Raw genomic sequence first — 16673 nt, forward strand, 5'->3', positions numbered from 1 at the left:
ATGTCCTGAATTACTTCAAATCTAAGATTACGCTGAAATGTACAAATGCAACATGTGATTTGTCACAATGCGGACGAAACATTTTCCATCCTCCGGCTCCGGCAGCCACGATGCCTCCAGCCCGATACGCCCTCCGTGCGCCGATCCTATAATGAAATTCAAATGGGAAGGGTCCCTGAAACGACTACGATATAATGCAAGAATGTTTCGCTAAATGCAACTAATCCTTGCCCTGATGCGTAATACTGGGAATAGAGACAACGGATGGGGTGTTAGGATGCATAAGATTCAAGAGAATGGACTTGGGCCTGAACCGGTGCTGAAGGTGGATATTCAGGAGGCAGGATACGAACCAAGCCGCCCGCGCATACGGGATATATCGTTTCAAGTGGTGCCCGGCGAGCTTCTGGGTTTGATCGGACCGAACGGAGCGGGGAAAAGCACGACCATTAAGACGGTGCTGGGGCTTCTTAAAGATAGCAAGGCCGACGTCTATATTGCGGGCAGTCCTCCGCGATATGCTTACGTTCCCGAGCAGCCCGTGTTTTACGAGGACTTGACGCTGTGGGAGCATTTGGATCTGGCAGCCGCTGCTTTTGGAATGGACGATCAGCATTTTGAGGAGCAGGCCGCCCAGCTGCTTCGGCAGTTCGGCATGGAGTCGGTACGCCATGAACTGCCGGGAGGCTTCTCCAAAGGAATGAAGCAGAAGATGATGCTGATGATCGGCTTTCTCTCCAAACCCGACGTTTATATCGTAGACGAGCCGTTTATCGGTTTGGATCCCCGGGCAACCCGCGACTTCCTGAATTTGCTGCTCGAGGAGAGGCGCCGTGGCGCAGGTGTATTGATGTCTACCCATGTGCTGGACACCGCGGAGAAAATTTGCGATCGATTTGTGCTCATATCCGGAGGGCGGATTGCCTCGGAGGGCACGCTGGACCAAATCCGGCAGTCCGCTGAACTTCCCGGCGCATCGTTGTTTGACTGCTTCGATGCGCTGACATGAGGGGGATGATGGATATGGAACGATCACATCACTTCAGACATCCGGGCTCCCTTTTATGGCGAAGGGTGACCGCTCATTGGAAGAATCAGCGCGACAATCTGGCGACCGTGGTCGACTGGGTCGTGATGCTCTACATTATTGTCCCCGGCCTTCTCTTGGGAGGCGGGTTATACCGCGAGTTATGGACGAGCCCGCTTCCCGGATGGGTACAATTCCTGCCGCTGCAAGCGGTGGTAGGGATCCTGCTCTTCATGTTTTCCGGCAGAGTGCTGCTATTCTTTGAAGAGGCCGACACGTTGTATCTTCGCCAGCAGCGGGAATGGATGAAGGGATTAATGATCGGAGGCATGGCGTACAGTCATGCGGTTTCAACGATCAAGGGATTGATCATCTCGGTGCTAGCGCTGCCGATTCTCGTCAGGGAACATGAAATTACCGGAACTGCCCTGATGACATTGCTGGCAGTTACAGTCGTTTGCGCCTGGTGCGCCAATCTATGGACGGCCATGATTCGTTCCCGTTATAAAGGCTGGCGGAAGCATCTGATGACGTATGTTGTACGCTGGCTATCATTCGGACTGCTGACGCTGCTTGTTACGTTTTGGCTTCAGTCCTATGTTGTGATATGGGCGGCGGTTTTGCTTCTGCTCATACTGCTTTTTTTTCTCAGCCGAAAACGTCTGGCCATGCAGGGGACCTTCCTGGCCGATGCGCGCGAAGATGCAAAGACTCGGGTGCAGCTGACGGAGAAGCTGCTGGTTCAAGCCGTCGGGAAACCGCCCAGCATACGAAGCAAAACCTGGTTTATGCGGAAGTCCGGCCGATTGTTTAAAGGCACGGCGGAGAAAAGGCTAGCCGATGCGGGGCTTAAAGCGATTTTGCGCCAACCTGAGAGCCTGTTATTGTACGTTCAGATTACGCTGGTCGGCATCCCGGCCATCTGGCTCCCGCCGCTGATCATCAAAATCATCGTTTATGTTGCCCTTGTCTTGATGATGTCGTATTGGCTGAACACAAGATGGGCGTTGTTTGCCAAAGCCGAATTCATGCATGTGCTTCCGTTTACGAATCAGCAACATCGAGCCGCCGGCATTGTTGCGGTACGAGCTTTGCTCGCCGTTCCCGCATTTCTTTATTCGCTCGTGGCAGGGTTAACGCTTTTTCAGGGCGTAATGGGATGGCTCGCCGTGCTTGCATTGACCGTGCTTGCTCTCATGGTCGCGCCATCGCTCATGTCTTGGCCGGTATACAAGGAGGAGAAACGCCAACCTCAGGAATAATCAAAGCGCGCCGGAATGCTCCCATCTACAGGGCATTCCGGCGCGCTTTTTTAATCGGCTATGTGCGATACGGACTCGGCGGCATGCTTGCCTGCCGTATATCCGGTCGCAAAGGCGGCCGTGATGTTGTAGCCGCCGGTGTATCCATGTATATCCATAATCTCGCCGCAGAAGAAAAGGCCGGGCATGAGCTTCGATTCCATGCTTTTGGGCTGGATTTCCTTGAGGCTGACGCCGCCGCCCGTCACGAAGGCCTCCTTCAGCGAACGGGTGCCTGAAGCGCGGAACGTAAACTTTTTAAGAACGGAGGCCAGGTTTTCCTGCGCGGCTTTGGATATGCCGCTGCAGATCATGTCGCTATCGATGGACGATTTGGATAACAGCAGCGGGATCATCCGCTCCGGCAGCATGCCCTTAAGCACGTTCTTGATGCTCTTTCGCGGCTCCTCCTCCAATCGCCCTTTGAGCTCGGCCGCAAGCTCCGTTTGAGAGCGCTCGGGGAACATGTCGATGGCCATGTCCACGTTGACGACATCGAATTTCCGCTGCACCTGGCGGATGAACTGACTGCAGCGAAGCGCGATCGGTCCGGACACCCCGAAATGGGTAAACAGCATATCTCCCCGGTGGGCAATCACTTTTTTTCCTTTCGGATTCCAGACGGACAGCTCCACCTCCCGCAGTGACAAGCCCTGCAGCTCTTTAGAGGCAATAAAAGGCTCGGTAGACACGATAGGCACCTCGGTCGGATACAGCTCCGTTATCGTATGGCCTGCGGCTTCAGCCCATGGATAACCGTCTCCCGTCGAACCGGTCTGGGGCACGGATTGCCCGCCGGTAGCAATGATCACGCAGGAAGAGTGGATCACTTCCCCGGATTTCAGCTCGACCCCGGCCGTCCGGCCGTTCTCATAGAGAACGCGGTTCACCGGGCTATTCGTCCGGATATCGGTACCGAGCTCCTTCACTTTGCCAATCAGGGCATTCACCACGCTGGAGGCTTTGTCCGTAACAGGGAACATGCGCCCGTTGTCTTCCTCCTTCAGCCGAATGCCAAGACCCTCGAAGAAGGTCATGATGTCCCTGTTGTTCCAATGCTGAAAAGCGCTGTATAAAAAGCGTCCGTTCCCCGGAATGTTGGCAATCAATTCATCCTGTTCTTTGGCATTCGTGACATTGCATCTTCCGCCGCCCGAGATGCCAAGCTTACGGCCTAGCTTGTCCCCTTTGTCGATCAAGAGGACAGAAGCTCCTCTTTCCCCTGCAGCCACGCAGGACATCAATCCGGAAGGTCCGCCTCCTACGACGATAATATCATAATCAAGCATGTTTGCTCATAGCTCCTTTGGGGGTATATCAATTAATAGATGGATCTTATTATATAGGATATTCGCGAATTATCCCAAACCTCATGAATAGGACATAAGACGTGGGACTCCGTCGCCGCTGCAGGAATTTACATGATATTGTAATATGATGTCGCCTGTGCTTTAATCAGAAATATTAGATGCGTTGTCCAATTGAGGTGATGGATCACTGTGCTGAGCCTATGGAAAGATATTTTGCTGCAAGTTTTGCTGTCTGGTACACTCATCTTTCATCTGCCGCTTCTCCTCGACAGACATCTAAAGTGCCTGAACAAGAAGAACCCGGATGATCTGCTTCGATTTCGCAAGCATATTGTCATTGCCAGCGGAATCAGCACCGTATTGTGCGTCTTGATTTCTGCAATGAGCGATTATTACGTTCCGATCCATCTTGGCGTGATCCCGTTATTTTTAGGCATATTATATGGAAGCAGGAGTTCAGGGCTATGTCTTGCAGTAATTTATTTCACAAGCCATGGGCTGATTAACGGCTGGTCAACGACCGGCCTCGTTCTGAATTTGCTTGTCTTGGGATACTCGCTATTACCTAGGGTATCCTCCAATTTCAAGAAAGGCTCCATGACCGAAAAGATTTATTGGCTCTGGAGCGCGCTCGTTCCGGCTATGCTGATTATTGTAGCCTGCCACGCGATGGAAGGAAAGGCTAGGAATGACGATCTGAATCCGGACACGATTCTGGTGACCATTCTGTATATGCTGATCGGCATTTTTTATTCGGGAGTGATCGTGTATTGGATCGAATTAACCTCTGGGCGTCTGGCTTCGGGCCAGTACGACGTGAAGGACGGAGAGATTGCTTCATTAACGAAAATGATGGAGATGATTCCTTTAGGGATGGTTGCGGTGGATCGCAGCGGCAATATCATCGCCTTTAATCAACCGCTTATCCGCAGCTTTCGAAGCGTGTTTCCCAATCTGACCACCAAGGATGTCATCGGCAGGCCGTTGTTCGACTTGTTGGAGGGCATGATTCAAAAGGAACATCTACGCAGCCGATTTCAGAGAGCCATAAACGGTGTCGAAAGCACCGGGGAAATTATGCGCAGCGCTACTAGAGTGTATTCTACCGGCATTTATCCGCTTATACATAATGGGAACGGCGACATCATGGGTGCGGTAGGCATCATGGAAGACATTACGGAGCTTGAGAAGCTCCGCACGGAATTTATTAATGTAGAACGGTTAAGCTTGGTCGGCCAAATGGCGGCAAGCATCACCCACGAGATTCGCAACCCGATGGCTGTCGTGCGCGGATTCCTGCAGCTTATGAAAGAGAAGAGTCCGGATACGCTGGATCATTATTACCGGATCGTCATGGAAGAGCTCGATCGGGCCAATGGCATCATCAGCGACTTTTTGTCCCTGGCCCAGAACCGGGCAGCCGAGAAAGAAGAGTGCCACCTTCATGACATTATCCATGAGCTCAGCCCGCTCTTGTGGGCGGACGCCAATTTGCGCGGACAGAACATCGAGCTGAAACTGGGAACCGGCATTCCCGAACTGTATCTGAATGCCAAGGAAATGAAGCAGCTCATTCTGAACTTGTGCCGCAATGGGATGGAGGCCATGGATGACAAGGGGACGTTGACGATCGAAACCCGGCTGGAAGGGAACCTCGCCCAGTTGTATGTGGCGGATACCGGAATCGGCATACCGGAGAATGAGCTGGAGCGCTTGTTTGAACCTTTCTTTACCACGAAGAGCAAGGGGACGGGGCTTGGACTCGCCCTGTGCATGAGCATTGTACAGCGTCATCATGGAACGATAGACGTAAAATCGCACCTAGGTGAGGGCACGGTGTTCATCATTTCTTTTCCTGTCCGCTCGTACCCGCACGGCCTGCCGGAATCCCAGAGCGCTGCCGCTTCCGAATAAACGGTCTGTTAATTACGCATCATAAGGCAGAGCTCAGGGTAAAGGAGGGATTCGGATGAGTAAGAACGATTCCAAGCAACAGGAGCGGCAGGAGCGTGAAAACAAAGATCGCCGTGGCGAGCCTATCGTTGACAAGAAAAAGGACGGGGTAAACTATCCTGCTACCTAGTATGATGAAAATGAAGCAAGAAGACGGGCGGTATCCCATTTTGTGATGCTGCTCGTTTTGTATTTTCTTGCTTTCACTCTTTAGGATTGTATAATATAGATATCGATGAGCTGTTATAATTCGAACAATCTTGTTTATATAAGGAGTGAAGCAGTTATGGGTATGTCTTTTGACCGATATATGCGCGATATGGTTCAACCGATGCGGGATGAACTGACCAGTTTGGGAATCAAGGAGCTCACAACACCTGAAGAGGTGGAAGAAGTGCTTCCGGAGGCGAAAGGCACAACGCTGGTCGTTGTAAACTCCGTATGCGGATGCGCAGCAGGGCAAGCACGTCCTGGTGTAGCCATTGCGCTTGAGAACCAGGTGAAGCCGGATCATTTGTATACCGTGTTCGCCGGACAGGATAAGGAAGCAACGGCGAAAGCCCGTGAGTATTTTGCTCCGTATCCTCCATCCTCCCCATCGATTGCGCTGCTGAAGGACGGGGAATTGGTACACTTTATTGAGCGTCATCAAGTGGAGAACCGTTCCGCCGAGGAAATCGCCGCAGATTTGACCGACGCATTCAATCGCTACTGCCAGTAATTCGGCAGTTACATAGGCCCCGAAGCATTCGGCATATTCCGAAGCCGCGGGGCTTTTGTTGTATGAATGAAGTACTTAAGTTAGAGAGAACATACTGAAAGGAGTCATCTATCATGAGCCTGCAAGAACAAATTATCGCTGAACTCGGTGTCAAACCTACGATTAACGTGGAGGAAGAGGTACGCAAGCGCGTGGATTTCCTGAAAAACTACGTGAAGAACTCCGGCACTTCCGGACTGCTGATCGCCATTAGCGGCGGGATCGATTCGGCCGTGGCCGCCGGCCTGTGCAAGCGGGCTACAGACGAGCTCACGGAGGAGAACGGCAAGGAATACAAGACGCTCGGGGTGTTCCAGCCATACGGCGAACAGGCCGATATTTCCGACAGCTACGCAACGGCGAAGGCCTTCGATTTGAAATATACCGTCGAGACCAATATCGAGGAGGCGGTGAACGAGGTTGCTTTGGAAGTGGAGCATGGCCTGAAGAATATCGGCGTCCATCAACATATGAGTATCCCCGGCAAAGGCAACGTGAAGGCCAGAGTGCGTATGGTGGTACAATATGCGCTGGCATTCGAGCAGAATTTGATTGTTGTCGGCACGGACCATGCATCCGAGGCGATTACCGGCTTCTATACCAAGTGGGGGGACGGCGCAGTGGACATTACGCCGCTGAGTTCCCTCAACAAGCGTCAGGTTCGCATGCTTGCATCCTATTTGGGGGTACCGCAATCGATTCTTGACAAAGCGCCTTCTGCCGGACTTTGGGAAGGACAAACGGACGAGAAAGAGCTCGGAATCAGCTATGATGATAACAGCGACTATCTGGAAGGCAAAACGATCAATCCCGAGGTTCAGCAGAAGCTTGAGAGCTATTACGTCAAAACGGCGCACAAGCGCAATACGATTCCAGGCATCTAACATAACCATATCCCAAGCGCAACAAGCCTTTCGGAGGATCATCCATCCCCCGGAAGGCTTTATATTTTTTATGAGAGACTAGGTATACATGATGTTGTAGGTCGGTTTGAGAACGCCGTTGGCATATTGCTTCATATCGATCAAATCGAACTTCAACCTGGGTTTGACACTGCCGAATAACGGAACACCGTCACCAACCATCACTGGATTAATTTTCAAAACCAGCTGATCGATGAGTTTATGCTGGAGCAGGCTTCCTGCCAATTCTCCGCCGCCGCACAGCCACAGCTTGCCGACTGTTTGCTCTTTGAGATGACGGATGAAGGGGATGGCGTCCTCCTTGATCAATTCAACCTCATCGTTGGATTCGAATTCTAACGAACGTGAGAATATATAATGCTTAAGACCTTGGTAACCTGGCTCCCCTGGCTTAGCCCCCATCTTAAAACCAAACGCATACGTTTTACCGCCCATGAGGACCGCCTCATAGTCCTGGATTTCAGCCACGAAGTCCGGAACATGTTCACCATCGAATAAAAAAAGGGTCTGATCGATTCTCCCCTCCATCATAGCTTGATCTGCGATAAAATAGTCAAGCGAAACGGCAACGTGATAAATTAATGTACCCACAAGATGATTCCTCCTTCGTTTTATATGCTGTTCTGTTCAGTCTATATGGATAAAATTTGAAATACAACAAATATATTTAATTTCATCCTGTTGTAACACCGTAGTCTCGCGTTGGCGGACATCGACTGCTACAATAAGTAGGAGCGTGTTTATTTTTTTGGAACAGGAAGACTGGATCAACGAAGGGGAGCAGACGATTGTGATCTACGGAATCGGGCATGATGTGCTGGATATGAAGCGAATGGAGACGTTGATGACAGGCCCGCATGGAGAGAAGTTCATTCAGCGCGTGCTTACGCAGCAAGAGCAGGCCGTTGCCGCTAAGAAGGGGGCAAGACGGACGGAGTTTGTTGCCGGGCGTTTTGCTGCCAAGGAGGCGATATCCAAGGCATTTGGCTGCGGAATCGGCCGCCTGATCGGATTCCATGACATGGAAGTAATGCCGGGTGCTCTCGGCAGGCCGGAAGCCAGTCTGTCCAAGGAAGCCTGGGACCGTCTGGGCTTGGGGGGCCCCGCCCATTATGCGATTCATTTGACGATTTCCCATCAGGCCACGCTGGCTTCCGCTTTCGCCGTGGTGGAGAGATTAAGTAAGGAAGACGAAGGAGATTACGAATAGATGCATAACACGGAACACAAACGATACTTCAGCCAAGAGCTGCTGGATTGGTATGAAATCAATAAACGGGATCTGCCATGGCGCAGGCATCGCGATCCTTATTATATATGGGTATCTGAAATTATGCTGCAGCAGACCCGGGTAGACACGGTGATTCCGTATTTCCATCGGTTTATCGAGCGGTTTCCGACGATCCAATCGCTTGCGGACGCGCCGGAGGACGATGTATTGAAATGCTGGGAAGGTCTGGGCTATTATTCCCGCGCACGCAACCTTCAGGCTGCCGCTAGACAAGTGACGGAGCAGTACGATGGCGTGATGCCCAGCGGCAAAGATGAAGTGTCGGGTCTGAAAGGGATAGGTCCCTATACTTCGGGCGCCATTCGCAGCATCGCGTTCAACATTCCGGCCGCGGCCGTGGACGGCAACGTGATGCGCGTGCTTTCCCGTTATTTTTTGATCGAGGAAGATATCATGAAAGTGAAAACCCGTACCAAGATGGAGGATCTGGTGCTGACGCTGGTACCGGATGGACGGGCCTCGGATTTCACCCAGGCGCTGATGGAGCTGGGGGCCTTGATCTGTACGCCGAAGTCGCCCAAATGCCTGGTATGTCCGGTCATGGAGCATTGTTCGGCCAGGCTGGAGGGCAAAGAGGAATCGCTTCCTATTAAAACGAAGGCCAAGCCGCCGCGTCCTGAATACCGTCTTACCGCGATTGTAGAGGGTACCGGCGTGCACGAAGGCAAGATCCTGATCCGCAAGCGTCCAGCCGCCGGTTTATTGGCCGGTATGTGGGAGCTGCCGCATGTGATCGTACCGGCCGATGGGAGCAGCGTACCGGCCGCAATGCCCGAGGAGACGGCGATGGTCCGCTTGCGCGATGCCTTGCTGGAGGAAGGGGTACCGGTCCAGCCGATCGGCCATGTGATGGACGCGGAGCATACCTTTAGCCATATTCAATGGAATATGGGCGTATACCGCTGTAAGTGGCAGGATGTGCCGCCGGCAGCCCTGCAAGCAGCGGAAAGCGCGGCTGCATATGAGACGGGCGAAGAGAATTTCCGGTGGATTCACGTTCAGGATATGGAGCGTTACGCATTTCCCAATGTATTCATCCGGATTCTGAATGCCTATTTCTCATCTTGAAGCCGCTTTTGCCTTTTTCATTAGGATGTAATGCAGAAGAGGTTTGTAAGGAGTCGTGAAGCTTTTGCATAGTTGGAAGAATGCGTTGTTGTACATTTTTGGCATCGGGATCTCCAATCTCGGGAACTGGATCTATCTGGTTGCCATCAATTTGCTCGTGCTCCACATGACGGGGTCTCCCGCGGCAGTGGCCGGATTGTTCATCATCCGGCCGCTCGCTACTCTGTTGACCAACTCCTGGGCGGGCAGCATCATCGACAGGGCGAACAAGCGCAGGCTTATGATGATCACCGATGTGATCCGAGGGGCCTTGATCGCCCTGATTCCCTTCATGTCCTCGGTGTGGGGCATCTATGGCATCATGTTTCTGATTAACGTGGCGGGCTCTTTCTTTGGGCCTACGTCCATGACGTACGTAACGAAGCTGATTCCGGCAGAGGAACGAAAGCGGTTCAACGCATGGTCCAGCTTTACGACTTCCGGCGCGGTGCTGCTTGGACCCGCCTTATCCGGCCTGTTGATCGCCTACACGGATATTCGAGTCAGCATCGTCATCAATGCGGTATCCTTCCTGATCTGTGCGCTTGTCATCTACTTCCTTCCCGATGTGGATGGAGAGGAGGCGGCAGACAGCAAGCGGGAGGCCATGACGATGAGAATGCTGCTGCGGGACTGGGCCGCGGTGATCGATTTCGGAAAGGCCGCGAAGTATTTTATGCTCGTATACGTGCTGTTTCAATCCGCCGCGCTGCTCGGTTTTGCGCTTGATTCCCAGGAGGCCACGTTCATTAAGCAGGTGCTGCTCCTCGGCGACGAGGATTACGGATTGCTTGTCAGCGTTGCGGGAGCAGGGTATCTGGCAGGCTCGATGGCTGCGTCTTTATCCGTTAAACGGCTGTCGCTGCGTATGTTTATCGGTGCAGGGATGCTCCTGTCGAGCATCGGCTATATGATCTTCTATGCGGCATCGGGCCTCATGACGGCCGTAATCGGTTTTATCGTGTTTGGTTTCTTCTCTTCGTATGCCAACGCGGGCTATACCACCTTTTTTCAAAACCAGGTACCCGTTGATCTCATGGGACGCTTTACGAGCGTGACCCGACTGCTGGAAGGGATGCTGCAGATTCTCTTCACGCTCCTGCTCGGTTTTGCCGCCGATGCCTGGTCGCTGCAGGCCGTATGCCTGATCGGGGCAGGCGCAGCGGTTCTGTCCTCTGTCATGCTGCTGGCGGTCATCTACTCTCCGTCCAAAGCGCGCTATTATGAGTCCGGCCCTGCAGCAGCGGCAAACGATGCGTAGGAGGAATAAAATGAATATGAAAAGGCTGCTTTCGCGATAGACAGGGTCTACAGCGGAAAGCAGCCTTTTTGGTGATATGAGATCGGTTTTAGTCAGGCGTTATTACTTCGCGTTGTCGTAACGTTTGCCGACTTCTTCCCAGTTGACTACATTCCAGAATGCGGAGATGTAATCCGGACGTTTGTTTTGATATTTCAGGTAGTAAGCATGCTCCCAAACGTCCAGGCCGAGGAGAGGAGTTTGACCTTCCATGATCGGGCTGTCTTGGTTAGCGGTGCTGGTTACTGCCAGTTTGCCGTCTTTAACAACGAGCCAAGCCCAGCCGCTGCCGAAGCGAGTTGTAGCCGCTTTAGCGAAATCTTCCTTGAATTTATCGAAGCCGCCCAGCTCGCTGTTGATGGCATCAGCCAAAGCGCCGGTTGGTTGTCCGCCGCCGTTTGGTCCGATCACTTCCCAGAACAGGGAGTGGTTAGCATGGCCGCCGCCGTTGTTGCGAACCGCTGTGCGGATGCTTTCCGGTACAGCATCAAGGTTGCCGATCAGATCCTCAAGGGATTTGCCTTGAAGCTCAGGAGCGTTCTCAAGAGCAGCGTTCAGGTTGGTTACGTAGGTATTATGGTGGCGATCATGGTGGATCTCCATCGTTTGTGCGTCGATGTGAGGCTCGAGCGCGTCGTTTGCGTAAGGAAGTGCTGGTAATTGAAATGCCATAGTAAAAACCTCCTGTAAATTTAGTTTTTGGTTATGATGAAAGGCCTTCCTTCATCAGGAAGTCTTTATCATCCCGGAGCAATGGAATATGTAATCCGGCTACACTACATATATTAAACCGTTTTGGGTGATTAAATCAACTTTTATGTTTGAAAAGTCCGCGAGAGCCGATTTAAGGACTAAAGAATGTTGTTTCGCCGCAATGGAAAATGATGAAAAACTTTCCTGGGAAAGTTGTCGTTATATATATAGCCTTGAAGAAATCTGTACTTATAGATGGAGCATGAAAGGGATAGATCGAGGTAGAAAGGAGTCGTAACATGAATAGTACAAAGTTCAGAGTGACGGCCATTTTGATGGCTGCGATTCTGGCTGCGGCACCGCAAGTGGAAGCTGCTGCATCTAAGACGGAGACATCGCAAATCGCGAAGTCGGCCGCGCAGAAAAATGCAAATTTGGCCTGGAGCGTGAAGCTGGGCAGCAACGTCACGGCGAAGCTCGACCATGCCGACGTATGGCAGCAAAACGGGTCGCATGCGGCGGTATTTACCCTGACTTATAAAAATGGGGGCAAGAGCGCGGCGCGCCTGGTATCTTATTTTCCCAAGGTGGTCCTTCCCGGCGGTTCCGTGAGCGCGGCCAATCCCATTTCCAAGGACCTGGCCAAGAAGAAGGTAGAGCCCGGGCAAAGCGTGAGCGTCACCTACTATGCAAAGACCGACAGCAGCTCTTTGGCCGGCATGAAGCTGGTCATGGACGTATGGAATCCGCAGGTCAAAGGCTACCTGCAGCGCGTCGGAACGTACAGAATGCCCGCCAATTATTCCGCTGCCGTCCCAACGGGCTCAAGCACCAAGCTGAAGCTGGGCGGAACGCCGGTTACCGTACAGGCGGAATCGCTGGAGATCATCAAGTACGACGGCAAAGTCATCGCCAAAGTCGGGATGTATATGACCAACCATGGCGGCAAGGTATGGAACGATCGGGGATTCGAGCCGCATTTGGTAACGGCAAGCGGCAATTCGTTCCCTCTGCGTCATGAGGCGGAGGCGGAGGGGGTGCCTGTCCAGCCGAAAGAAAAGAAACTGGTTTACTACATAACGGAAGTTCCCTCTTACCTGAAGACGGCCGGCCTGCGTTTCTTATGGACCGAAAACGATGACACGCTGAAGCTGTCCCTGCCTGTCGCCTCATTCAAGCTGCCGGCGGCAACAGCTCCGAAGTGGGACGTCAAGGCGGGCGAAGCCAAGAAGTTGACCATCCGGGGGATTCCGGTCGATGCCAGAATCCGCCAGTCTTCGCTGCGTGCCTCCGGCGGACAGGGCATATGGACCATCGAGATGGCCTTCAAGAACAAAGGAAAAAAATCGGTGGAGGTTCCGGCCTACGAGTTCGCGATTAAAGCGTCCGAAGGCTCCTTCCATCCTTATACGCCGGACGGCAAAACGGGTTTGACGCTCCGCCCCGGGGAAGAGAAAACGATGGTGATGGAGATCACGCTTCCGCTTGATCTCAAGCAGGACCGGCTGAAGCTGCAAATGATCGGGGCATCAGGCACGGCCGGCGCATCCAAACCGCCCGCGAATCCGGGTGAGTCGGGCAGCGAGCCGACCTCCGAGGTTCAGGAGCCGTTGACCCTGCCGATTGCATACTTTGCCATCCCATACCAAACGGAACGCAAGTCATCCATCGGCGTGGAATACGGCGCGCAGTCGGCCAAAGGATTTGCGTATACGCTGGAATCCATCCAGCGCCTGCCGTGGCAGGACCAGGACCTGATCGTGGCGAAGCTGCGGCTGCGGAATACCCAGGAATCCAAATCGCTGCCGCTGCCTGAGCTTAAAGCGAACGTCACGGCGGATGAAAAAACAGGCTTGGCCGGCCCGGAGGTCATCGCCGAGGAGCAGGGCTCCCTGATTGCGCCGGGGGCATCAACCGAGGTGTACGTCATGGCGCGGATCCCGTATACGAAGGATATCCGTTCGCTCCGTTTCGAGCTGTTTACGCAGCAGGAGGCGGTCAAAACGTCGTTCCTGACCATGACCACGTCCGGGATGATGCAATCGATCGGCGTTCTAGAGAAAGGGAAGCCCTATACGGTCACGGCTGCGGGTAAACGTGCGGAGGCACAAGAACGGCGGACGGTCATCTATGAAGGAGCAGACTCCGACATCGTCTATTCGGAGTTCGTGCTGACCAGCAATGAACAGCGCCGCGTTCAAGCCGCAGTGCTGAAGGGGTACTTCCAAAGCACGGACGGCAGGATTTATGAAGCGGAGACCATTCAGCCGGAAGCGGCCCTTCAGCCGGGATCCAGGCAGTCGATCGTCTTTTGGGCCCGAGTGCCGAAAGGGGCTGCCAGCGAATTGGGCCTGGCCCTCGGCACGGCGATGTCCGGAGGCAAGCTTGCGGAAACGGGCAAGGACGCTACGGGCGTACTGGGCGTGAAAAAATTGATGCTGAATCCGGCCAGACCTGCGGCAAGCTCCGGCCTGACGCAGCTCGATTGGTATCCTTACAGCGTTTCGGTCACGAAAGCGGCTGGACATTTACAGGAGGGCAGTTCCACCATATCGCTTAATGCCACGTTGGATGTGAAACGAAGCGAGAGCATTGCGGCCGCGGATTCCGGCCGCAAGCTGATACTAATCATCAAGGACAGCCTCGGACAAACACAGGAGCGGACGCTTACGCCAGGCACCGATATCCAAGTGCCGGGCACCCGGTCGATATCGATGGAGCTGACGGACGAGCAGTACAAAAAGCTCCGCGGCGGCTGGTTTAACTTGACCCTTGTGGACGAATTCCAGAACGAGCGGATTACGCTGGGCAGCCAGAGCTACAACCTGACGTTCCAGCCCCTTCTGGACCCGAACGAGGAGAGATAGACTAAGAACCGGAAAGGAATAGCGAACATGCTGCGTTTGGAAAATGTATCGCACAGCTTTAAGAACGGCAACGAAGTGTTAAAGGTGCTTCATAACATCCAGTTCGAAGTCCAGAAGGGCGAGATGATTGCGCTGCTCGGCAGCTCCGGATCGGGCAAGTCCACGCTGCTCAACCTGATGGCCGGGCTGATGAAACCGACCGAAGGCCATATTTATATTGCGGATCAGGATATCGTCAAATACGGGGAAAACAAGCTTGCCGTTTTTCGGCGCAAGCATATCGGATTTATTTTTCAGGCTTACGAATTGATTCCGACACTTACGGTCCGGGAGAACGTTGAGCTTCCGCTTGTTTTTCAATCCGTTTCTCCGTCCAAGCGCCGCAAGAAAGCGATGGAGCTTCTGGAGATGACGGGGATCGGCGATAAGGCTTCGCTGTACCCGTCCCAGCTGTCCGGCGGACAGCAGCAGCGCGTCAGTATTGCCCGCTCGTTAATTACCGAGCCTTCCGTCATTTTTGCGGACGAGCCGACGGGCAACCTGGACACCAAAACGGAAGAGGAAATTATCCGAATCATGATGTCGCTGAACGAGTCCATGAAAACGACGTTTGTCATCGTTACCCATGAGATGGAAGTCGCCGCCCAAATGAAAAAAACGATTATGCTCCGAGACGGTTATTTGGTTCAGCCGGAGAACTACGCGACTTCCACGGGAGGGGAGCGGGGGCCGAGCGCCCCTTCGCCCCTGTCCGGGGTTCCGGTTCATTCGGAGGAGGCAGGTGAGGTCAGCTGAGATTTTTAGACAGCATACGGCTGGCATGGGGACAGATCAAACGCCGTAAAGTGGTAACGGCCCTGTGCATGACCGGCATCTCGATCGGATGTGCGGCTATTATCGTAGCGATCAGCATTGGCAACGGCGCCCAGAGTTATTTGGAGACGGAAATCATAGGCGGCATGAAACTTGACGAAATTACGGTGACTCCGCAGAGCACGGGCGGGCCCGGGGAAGGCGGCGGCCAATCGGCGGGAGGAGAACGGGGATTGCTTACGGATGATAAGGTTCAGGTCATTCAGGGCTTCAATCACGTCAAATCCGTTGTAGCCACCAAGCAGCTCGGTTATTTCCGGACCATATCGTCCGACAACCTGATCCATGAAGGCATCAACGTCGTGGCCGTGGACCTGTCCAAGCTTAAAGAGCAGGGGAACCGGTTCAAGGAAGGCGGCCCGCTGGAGCAGATCGGTGCCGTGGTACTGAATTACGGAGCGACAACCGGATGGAAGGACGCGGAGACGAGCGAAAGATTGAACAATATGATGAATTCCGATCCCAACAATCCGCAGCTATGGGAAGAGTTCCAGAAGTATGAGAGCACCGTTTCGGAAATGATCGGAAAGAACGTTCAGCTGGAGCAGATGGACAACGACAAGAAATTGCTCAGCCCGCAGCTCTACGTCGGGGGCGTGCTGGATGTGCCCAAGGGGCGGGATGCCCAGTTTGCATTCTATGACCGTCAGGCCTACATATCCTTTGACACGGCAGATTGGCTGACGGACAGCTTGAATCTGCAAAAAGGGCCAGCTTCGAAACAGCGGATTTACGATAATCTAACGGTCAAAGTGGAGGATCTGCAATATATTAAACCGCTCGAGGACCTGATCTCCAAGCTTGCGCTGAATGCGAGCGACAATCTGGCCATGCGGGATCAGGTTGCTTCCCAATTGGATACCTTCAAGGCGATCGCTCTCGGCGTAGGCGTATTTATCCTGTTGCTGGCCTCGATTTCGATCATCGTCGCCATGACGATGTCGACGCATCAGCGCCGCCGGCAAATCGGCATCATGAAGGTTCTGGGAGCGAATATGCCGCAAATCCGGAACATGTTCATCGTGGAAGCCAGCCTGCTTGGTTTGCTTGGCGGCTTGCTCGGCATCGTATTCGCGTATTTGATCATCAAAGGGCTGAATTCATTCATCATGGCTTCGGCAGGCATGTCGGGACTGCAAATCGCCGTGACGGCGGAGACGCTGCCGATCGGCATTGCCTTCGCCGTAATGACGGGCATCTTCTCGGGGATTTACCCGGCGATCAGCGCAGCAAGAACGAATGCGCTGCTGGCCATCAAGCGGGATTAG

14 protein-coding genes are annotated in these 16673 nt (G+C 53.3%); 11 read left to right on the forward strand and 3 right to left on the reverse strand.

What is annotated here, in order from left to right:
• Positions 1-277 precede the first annotated feature (277 nt).
• Positions 278-1009, forward strand: a complete 732-nt coding sequence (locus MHH82_RS04295) for an ABC transporter ATP-binding protein (RefSeq protein ID WP_012819006.1) — start codon at positions 278-280, stop codon at positions 1007-1009.
• Positions 1010-1023: 14 nt separating this feature from the next.
• Positions 1024-2289: an ABC transporter permease gene (locus MHH82_RS04300; protein WP_340963623.1), complete on the forward strand. Its 1266-nt coding sequence runs from the start codon at positions 1024-1026 to the stop codon at positions 2287-2289.
• A gap of 50 nt (positions 2290-2339) precedes the next feature.
• Here MHH82_RS04300 and MHH82_RS04305 read toward each other — a convergent pair whose 3' ends face one another.
• Positions 2340-3617 (reverse strand): BaiN/RdsA family NAD(P)/FAD-dependent oxidoreductase, encoded by a 1278-nt coding sequence (locus MHH82_RS04305; RefSeq protein WP_340963626.1) that lies wholly within the window; start codon positions 3615-3617, stop codon positions 2340-2342.
• Positions 3618-3827: 210 nt separating this feature from the next.
• Here MHH82_RS04305 and MHH82_RS04310 point away from each other — a divergent pair, with 210 nt between their 5' ends.
• From MHH82_RS04310 to nadE, 3 genes are all read left to right on the forward strand, one after another.
• Positions 3828-5552, forward strand: a complete 1725-nt coding sequence (locus tag MHH82_RS04310; protein ID WP_012819009.1) for a two-component system sensor histidine kinase NtrB — start codon at positions 3828-3830, stop codon at positions 5550-5552.
• 325 nt (positions 5553-5877) lie between these two features.
• The gene (locus tag MHH82_RS04315) at positions 5878-6312 is read left to right on the forward strand and encodes a BrxA/BrxB family bacilliredoxin (protein WP_009594942.1); all 435 of its coding nucleotides are present in this window, start codon (positions 5878-5880) and stop codon (positions 6310-6312) included.
• A gap of 113 nt (positions 6313-6425) precedes the next feature.
• Entirely contained in the window at positions 6426-7235 is an 810-nt protein-coding gene (gene nadE / locus MHH82_RS04320; RefSeq protein WP_009594931.1) for an ammonia-dependent NAD(+) synthetase, read from the forward strand.
• Between the two features lie 78 nt (positions 7236-7313).
• On the opposite strand, the gene MHH82_RS04325 is transcribed toward nadE, so the two are convergent.
• The gene (locus tag MHH82_RS04325) at positions 7314-7865 is read right to left on the reverse strand and encodes a dihydrofolate reductase family protein (protein WP_145040866.1); all 552 of its coding nucleotides are present in this window, start codon (positions 7863-7865) and stop codon (positions 7314-7316) included.
• Positions 7866-8064: 199 nt separating this feature from the next.
• Between MHH82_RS04325 and acpS the strand changes: the two genes are divergently transcribed.
• The 3 genes from acpS (at position 8065) to MHH82_RS04340 (ending at position 10933) form a co-directional block, all read left to right on the forward strand.
• A complete protein-coding gene (gene acpS, locus MHH82_RS04330) occupies positions 8065-8484 on the forward strand; it encodes a holo-ACP synthase (RefSeq protein ID WP_340969812.1) in 420 nt (139 codons plus the stop codon).
• Complete coding sequence (mutY, locus tag MHH82_RS04335; protein ID WP_036664432.1) at positions 8485-9633, forward strand: A/G-specific adenine glycosylase; 1149 nt, start codon at positions 8485-8487, stop codon at positions 9631-9633.
• A 64-nt stretch (positions 9634-9697) separates the two neighbouring features.
• Entirely contained in the window at positions 9698-10933 is a 1236-nt protein-coding gene (locus MHH82_RS04340; RefSeq protein WP_036664430.1) for an MFS transporter, read from the forward strand.
• 102 nt (positions 10934-11035) lie between these two features.
• Here MHH82_RS04340 and MHH82_RS04345 read toward each other — a convergent pair whose 3' ends face one another.
• Positions 11036-11644: a superoxide dismutase gene (locus MHH82_RS04345; RefSeq protein WP_012819014.1), complete on the reverse strand. Its 609-nt coding sequence runs from the start codon at positions 11642-11644 to the stop codon at positions 11036-11038.
• 320 nt (positions 11645-11964) lie between these two features.
• Between MHH82_RS04345 and MHH82_RS04350 the strand changes: the two genes are divergently transcribed.
• The 3 genes from MHH82_RS04350 to MHH82_RS04360 are packed head-to-tail and all read left to right on the forward strand — an operon-like array spanning position 11965 to position 16673.
• Positions 11965-14532, forward strand: coding sequence for a hypothetical protein (locus MHH82_RS04350; RefSeq protein ID WP_012819015.1), 2568 nt, complete (start codon positions 11965-11967; stop codon positions 14530-14532).
• Between the two features lie 27 nt (positions 14533-14559).
• Positions 14560-15327 (forward strand): ABC transporter ATP-binding protein, encoded by a 768-nt coding sequence (locus MHH82_RS04355; protein ID WP_340963637.1) that lies wholly within the window; start codon positions 14560-14562, stop codon positions 15325-15327.
• A gap of 50 nt (positions 15328-15377) precedes the next feature.
• The gene (locus MHH82_RS04360; protein WP_012819017.1) at positions 15378-16673 is read left to right on the forward strand and encodes an ABC transporter permease; all 1296 of its coding nucleotides are present in this window, start codon (positions 15378-15380) and stop codon (positions 16671-16673) included.

This window comes from Bacillus sp. FSL K6-6540, assembly GCF_038007545.1.

What these genes read in the sequence shown, in the direction of transcription:
- MHH82_RS04355 (WP_340963637.1), top strand. Translation starts at nt 14,560, where the DNA reads ATGCTGCGTTTGGAAAATGTATCGCACAGCTTTAAGAACGGCAACGAA.
- MHH82_RS04315 (WP_009594942.1), top strand. Translation starts at nt 5,878, where the DNA reads ATGGGTATGTCTTTTGACCGATATATGCGCGATATGGTTCAACCGATG.
- MHH82_RS04305 (WP_340963626.1), bottom strand. Translation starts at nt 3,617, where the DNA reads ATGCTTGATTATGATATTATCGTCGTAGGAGGCGGACCTTCCGGATTG.
- MHH82_RS04295 (WP_012819006.1), top strand. Translation starts at nt 278, where the DNA reads ATGCATAAGATTCAAGAGAATGGACTTGGGCCTGAACCGGTGCTGAAG.
- nadE (WP_009594931.1), top strand. Translation starts at nt 6,426, where the DNA reads ATGAGCCTGCAAGAACAAATTATCGCTGAACTCGGTGTCAAACCTACG.
- mutY (WP_036664432.1), top strand. Translation starts at nt 8,485, where the DNA reads ATGCATAACACGGAACACAAACGATACTTCAGCCAAGAGCTGCTGGAT.
- MHH82_RS04345 (WP_012819014.1), bottom strand. Translation starts at nt 11,644, where the DNA reads ATGGCATTTCAATTACCAGCACTTCCTTACGCAAACGACGCGCTCGAG.
- MHH82_RS04350 (WP_012819015.1), top strand. Translation starts at nt 11,965, where the DNA reads ATGAATAGTACAAAGTTCAGAGTGACGGCCATTTTGATGGCTGCGATT.
- MHH82_RS04300 (WP_340963623.1), top strand. Translation starts at nt 1,024, where the DNA reads ATGGAACGATCACATCACTTCAGACATCCGGGCTCCCTTTTATGGCGA.